Annotated in this window: 6 protein-coding genes; 5 read left to right on the top strand and 1 reads right to left on the bottom strand. The window is 67.3% G+C overall.

The features are described 5' to 3' along the window. From glgP to AC5RUJ_RS09420, 5 genes are all read left to right on the top strand, one after another. Positions 1 to 2,002: alpha-glucan family phosphorylase (glgP, locus tag AC5RUJ_RS09400; RefSeq protein WP_494155792.1), on the top strand; the 2,002-nt coding region annotated here is incomplete at its 5' end. Positions 2,003 to 2,253: 251 nt separating this feature from the next. Then, positions 2,254 to 3,318, top strand: a complete 1,065-nt coding sequence (locus AC5RUJ_RS09405; protein WP_494002332.1) for a YihY/virulence factor BrkB family protein — start codon at positions 2,254 to 2,256, stop codon at positions 3,316 to 3,318. 48 nt (positions 3,319 to 3,366) lie between these two features. After that, a complete protein-coding gene (locus AC5RUJ_RS09410; protein ID WP_494002331.1) occupies positions 3,367 to 4,191 on the top strand; it encodes a hypothetical protein in 825 nt (274 codons plus the stop codon). 11 nt (positions 4,192 to 4,202) lie between these two features. After that, the gene (locus AC5RUJ_RS09415) at positions 4,203 to 4,655 is read left to right on the top strand and encodes a phage holin family protein (protein WP_494002359.1); all 453 of its coding nucleotides are present in this window, start codon (positions 4,203 to 4,205) and stop codon (positions 4,653 to 4,655) included. Continuing rightward, positions 4,652 to 5,239: a DUF3618 domain-containing protein gene (locus tag AC5RUJ_RS09420; RefSeq protein WP_494002330.1), complete on the top strand. Its 588-nt coding sequence runs from the start codon at positions 4,652 to 4,654 to the stop codon at positions 5,237 to 5,239. The genes AC5RUJ_RS09415 and AC5RUJ_RS09420 overlap by 4 nt, the downstream gene beginning before the upstream one ends. Before the next feature lie 82 nt (positions 5,240 to 5,321). Here AC5RUJ_RS09420 and AC5RUJ_RS09425 read toward each other — a convergent pair whose 3' ends face one another. After that, on the bottom strand, positions 5,322 to 6,068 hold the full coding sequence (locus tag AC5RUJ_RS09425; RefSeq protein WP_494155793.1) for a hypothetical protein: 747 nt from the start codon (positions 6,066 to 6,068) through the stop codon (positions 5,322 to 5,324). Positions 6,069 to 6,181: the final 113 nt, after the last annotated feature.

Below are 6,181 nucleotides of genomic sequence, written 5' to 3' on the forward strand. Positions count from 1 at the left end.
CGACGTGGGCCGGGTGCCGCTGCTGCTGCTGGACTCCAACATCCCGGGCAACGACGAGGCCGCCCGCGGCATCACCGACCGGCTCTACGGCGGGGGCGGCGACCACCGCCTGCAGCAGGAACTGCTGCTGGGCATGGGCGGCGTGAAGGCGCTGCGCATCCACCAGCGGCTCACGGGCGCCCCGGCGCCGGAGGTCTTCCACACGAACGAAGGGCACGCGGGGTTCCTGGGCATCGAACGCATCCAGGAGCTGGCGGCCGCCGGGCTGACGTGGGACGAGGCCTTGGCCGCCGGCCGCGCCAACACCGTGTTCACCACGCACACGCCGGTGCCCGCGGGCATCGACCGGTTCGACAAGGCGCAGATCCAGCATTTCTTCAGCGCCGGCCTCGCCCCGGACGTGCCCACCGCGAAGATTCTGGAACTCGGCGACGAGAATTACGACGGCGGAGATCCGTCCAAGTTCAACATGGCCGTGATGGGCCTGCGGCTGGCGCAGCGGGCCAACGGTGTGGCCAAGCTGCACGGTGTGGTCTCCCGCGGCATGTTCTCCGGGCTCTGGCCGGGCTTCGACCAGGAGGAAGTGCCGATCACCTCGGTGACCAACGGCGTGCACGTGCCGACCTGGGTGGACCCGCGGATCGCCGAGTACGCGCGGTCGGCGTTCGGCGACGAGCCGGTGATCGCCCGCCAGTGGGACCGGGTCTACGACGTGTCCGACGAGGACATCTGGGCGCTGCGCCGAAGCCTGCGGACGGCCCTGATCGAGGATGTCCGCCGCCGGCTGCGGGCCGCCTGGAAGAAGCGCGGGGCCGCGGACGCGGAGCTGGCGTGGACCGACGCCGTGCTGGACCCGGACGTGTTGACCATCGGTTTCGCCCGCCGGGTGCCGACCTACAAGCGGCTGACCCTGATGCTGCGCGACCCGGCCCGGCTCAAGGCGCTGCTCCTGCACCCGAAACGGCCCATCCAGCTGGTTATCGCCGGCAAGTCCCACCCTGCGGACGAACAGGGCAAGCGGATGATCCAGGATCTGGTCCGCTTCACCGACGACCCGGAGGTCCGGCACCGGATCGTGTTCCTGCCCAACTACGACATCGCCATGGCCCGCACGCTGTTCCCGGGCTGCGACGTGTGGCTGAACAACCCCCTGCGCCCGCTGGAAGCCTGCGGGACGTCCGGCATGAAGGCAGCCATCAACGGCGGGCTGAACCTTTCCGTGTTGGACGGCTGGTGGGACGAGATGTACGACGGCGACAACGGCTGGGCGATCCCGACGGCGAACCCGTCCACCGATGCAGGGACCGCGGACATGTTCAGCGCGGACGATCGGGACGATATCGAAGCAGCCGCGCTCTACGACCTGATCGAGCACCACGTGGCGCCCCGCTTCTATGCCGCCGAGGTCTCCGAGGGCGCGGGGGCGGCCGGCCCGTCCCAGCCGATAGCCGACGATGCCGTCCCGCACCAGTGGATCGCCATGATCAAGCACACGCTGGCCAATCTGGGTCCGGCGGTTTCCGCCGAACGGATGCTGCATGACTATGTGGAGCAGCTGTACCGTCCCGCCTGGGCATCCGGCCGGACGGCCCGGGCCGACGATTTTGCGGCGGCGAAGGAACTGGCGGCGTGGACCAGCCGTGTGCATGCGGCCTGGGCCGACGTGTCGGTGGAGCACGTGGACTCGCTCGGCATCACGGACGAGCCGCAGATCGGCGAATCGCTGACGGTCAATGCCTATGTCCGGCTCGGCTCGCTGGCGCCGGACAGCGTCACCGTTCAGGTGGTGCATGGCCAGGTCACCGAAAACGACGACCTCGCCCAGACCTCCAGTGACGAACTTGCCCTCGCCGAACAGCTGGGCGATGGCCGCTATCTCTTCACCGGCCCGGTCACCATCGACCGATCCGGGTCGTTCGGGTACAGCGTGCGGGTGCTGCCCAAACACCCGGCGTTGGCAAACCATGCCGAACTCGGACTGGTGTCCAACGCCACCGGCTGATCCACGGGCAGCGCCCGTTGCCGCTCGCGCCCGTCGCCCGCCCGGGCGGCCGGCGCGAGTGGCAACAGAACGGCTGAAACGTAGCTATCCGACAGTTTCTTTAAATCGGCCGGGACCCCCCGTTTCATGCCGGATTAGAGCGGAAATGTGCTGCTTCGTACGTCCTTCTGTGTGACTCACCCCTTTATTATCAGCATGCTGACTAATAGCATGAGGGTGTTCCGTCCGAATGGACTACGAAGGAGGCGAACATGGGCACGAGTACCGAGCGGGAGGCACCACCGCCGGACCACGGGGACAAGCCGCAGCAACCGCAGCAAGTAAAAAAGTCTTCGTGGAAGTACATCCTCCGCAAGACCATTCGGGAGTTCTCCGACGACAACTGCACCGATCTTGCGGCGGCGCTCACCTACTACGCGGTGCTGTCCCTGTTCCCCGGCCTGCTGGCGCTGGTTTCCATCCTGGGCTTGGTAGGGCAGGCGGAACAAACCACCAACGCCATGATGAACATGCTGGGGCAGGTAGCACCCGGCCAGGCCGTTGATGTCATCCGCCAGCCGATCCAGCAGCTCGCCACTTCCCAGGGAGCCGGGCTGGCGTTCGTCGTCGGCCTCGTCGGCGCGATCTGGTCGGCATCCGGTTATGTCACCGCCTTCGGCCGGGCCATGAACAGGATCTACGAGGTCGAAGAAGGCCGCCCGTTCTGGGTGCTCCGCCCGATGATGCTGTTGGTGACCCTCGTGGTGCTGCTGCTGGCCGTCCTGACGCTGCTGATGCTGGTCGTGTCCGGCCCGGTGGCGGAGGCGATCGGCTCGGTGATCGGACTCGGCGAGGCGGCAGTGACCGCCTGGAACATCGCCAAGTGGCCGGTCGTCGTCATCTTCGCCGTGGTGATCGTGGCCGTGTTGTACTACGCGACGCCTAACGTGAAGCAGCCGAAGTTCCGCTGGATGAGCCTGGGCGCCCTGGTCGCGCTGATCGTGCTGGCCCTGGCGACCTTGGGCTTCGCCTTCTACGTAGCCAACTTCGGCAACTACAACGCGACCTACGGAGCCATCGGCGGGGTGATCGTCCTGCTGCTGTGGTTCTGGCTGGCCAACCTCGCCCTGCTGTTCGGCGCAGAGTTCGATGCCGAGACCGAACGCGGGCGCGAACTGCAGGCCGGCATGGCCGCCGAAGAAAACATCCAGCTTCCGGTCCGCGATAACCGCAAGATCGAGAAGAATGCCGAGAAGGAAGAGGAGGACATTGCACGGGGGCGCGATCTGCGCCGCGAGCACGCGCATTCCCACGAGGAATCCCGTGAGCATAGCTGACCAAGATCAGGACTGACAGGAAGAACCCGACTAGGAAAAGGAATTGCCATGACCACGAATCCACATTCCGGCAGTTACGACGAGGGCGCTCCCGTTTACCCCACAGGTGGCACGGCCGTACCGCCGCCGTCGAACCCGCCCTCAACCGGCCAGTCCAGGAGCGAAACCGCCAAGACCGAGGCACGGGAAGTAGGGCGCGAAGGGGCCGAAGCCGGCCAGCACGTTGCGCAGACGGCCAAGGACGAGGCAAAGCAGGTGGCGTACGAAGCCAAAGACAAGGCCCGCAACCTGATGTCCGAACTGGGCGACGGTGTCCGCGGCCAGGCCAACACGCAGCAGCAACGCGTGGCTTCGGGGCTGCGGTCCATCGGGGAGGAGCTAAATTCCATGGCCCGCAACTCGGAACAGTCCGGACCGGCGACCCAGCTGGTCAGCCAGGTGGCGGGCCGGGCCGACTCAGTCGCAGGATGGCTCGAGAACCGCGACCCGGGATCCCTGCTGGACGAGGTCAAGCGTTTTGCCCGCCGGCGGCCCGGAGCCTTCCTGGCGATCGCGGCGGGGGCCGGCGTCTTGGCCGGGCGCCTGACCAAGGGCCTGACCGCCGACAGCGGAGCAGGCAGCGGCTCCATGACCGGCAGGAGCGTGGGCACGCACCGTGCAACCACCGGTTCCGTCTACGACACGGCAGGAACGGGCAGCTATGAGGCCCAAAGCGCCGCCGGCTTCGCGGCGCCGGGAGCGCAGACAGGTTCCGCCCTCGGCGGCGCCCCGGCACAGCCCGAAACCACCTACCCTGTGGGCGAACCGCCCGTCGGTGGCCGCGGCACCGCGATCCCGGAGCGGAACCCCTATGAGGACGGAGGGACTCGATGAGTCACCAGCAAATGCCGGGCCCGAGCAATCAACGCGTGCCCGGCCAGGATGGCGCCGAGCCAACGCGAGCGGAAATCAAGGCCGAGAACGAATCCTTGGGCGATCTGCTCAGCCAGGTCAGCAAGGACATCTCCGTCCTGATGCGCCAGGAGGTGGAGTTGGCCAAGGCCGAACTCAAGGAGACCGGCACCAAAGCCGGCAAGGGCGCGGGCCTGCTGGGCGGAGCCGGCGTGGCCGGCCACTTCGTCCTCCTGTTCCTGTCCCTGGCCCTGTGGGCGCTCATCGCCGGCGGGGTCGGGTGGGCCTGGTCCGGCCTGATTGTGGCAGTCATCTGGGCCATCATCGCGGCCATTCTGTATTCGGTTGGCCGCAAGCAGCTGAAGACGGTCGAAGGGATGCCCCGGACCACCGAGTCAGTGAAGCAGATTCCGGAAACATTGAAGCCAAGTGAGGAAGCGCTATGAGCCAGTCACCCGAAGAAATCCGAGCCGACATCGAACGTACCCGCGCCCGGCTGGGCACGGATGTGGACGCCGTGGCGGAAAAAGCGTCGCCGTCGAACATCGTCCACCGGCAGACGGACAAAGTGAAGGATTCCGTGGGCCGCGTCAAGGAGAAGATCATGGGCGCGGCTGACGACGCCACCGGCGGCACCCGCTCCATGATGCACGACGCCGGCGAGATGGCCAGCGACGCCCCGCACCAGCTTGCCCGCAAGACCGAGGGCAACCCGGTGGCGGCCGGCCTGATCGCCTTCGGCGCCGGCTGGCTGCTGTCCTCGCTGTTCCCGGCCAGCCGGGTGGAGCAGCAGGCAGCCGACAAGGTCAAGGAACAGGCCGAACCGGTGGTGCAGGAAGTCAAGGACTCCGCCCGCCAGGTGGCCCAGGACATGAAGGAGCCGGCCCGCGAGGCAGCCGAAGACCTGAAGTCCTCGGCCCAGGACTCGGCGGGCAGGGTGAAGTCCGAAGGAGCGTCCGCCGCCGAGGACGTGAAGGCACGGGCCCAAGAGGCCCGCGGCAACGTCCAGGAGGAGCCCCGGCAGATCTAACCCCTGGGTGCACGCCGGCTAACGGCCGGCATGCCGGCGCCGGGAAGGCTTTGAGGGCCTTCCCGGCGCCGGCTGCGTTAAGTCAGGAGCGGTAGACGGAGAGGCTGTTGGCGGCCACCATGTCCTTCTCGCCGCTGCGGACCTTGGCGCCGCGCCGCTGCTCCTCGGAATGCGCGGTGGTGTAGAGCAGTTCGAACACGTGGTTCCCGCCGCGGTGCTTGCCGAAGTCCTGCAGCGCGTGCGGGGCCGGCATCACGATTTTCTGCGGCTGACACGCCCCGTTGATCACCAGCAGACCATCGATCACACCCTGGGGCGATCCCATCAGCAGCTGGACCAGGCGGCAGTCCGGGTTGTTCCAGTCGTCCGGAGTCATCGGTTCGCCGTCGGCGTTGAACCAGAGCAGGTAGGAACTGTCCGCCCGTGCCGGGTAGTTATACGGCTGGTGCGCCAGGAAGGACCGGCGGATCTGGATAAGCCGGCGGGTGGCATCGAACATCCGGTGTTCGCGCTCGTCCAGCTGCCAATTGGTCCACGCCAGCTCGTTGTCCTGGCAGTATGCGTTGTTGTTTCCCTGCTGGCTGCGGCCGATCTCGTCGCCGGCGCAGATCATGGGCACCCCGAGCGACAGCAACAGGGTAGCCATCAGGTTACGCGCGCTCCGGTCCCGGGCGTCGAGGACCCGGCCGTCCCCCGTGTGACCCTCGATGCCGTGGTTGTAGCTGCGGTTATGGTCGTGGCCGTCGCGGTTTTCTTCGCCGTTGTTTTCGTTGTGCTTGCGGTTGTACGCAGTCAGGTCGGCCAGGGTGAAGCCGTCGTGGGCGGTCACGAAATTCAGCGAGGCCAGCGCGGTGCGGCCCCCACCGCTACCGGGTCACCACCCCCACCCTCCGTACCTTCGGCCTCCGCACCCTCGACTTCCGCACCCTCGAGCACCGCACC

The organism is Arthrobacter sp. Y3223164 (assembly GCF_059091005.1).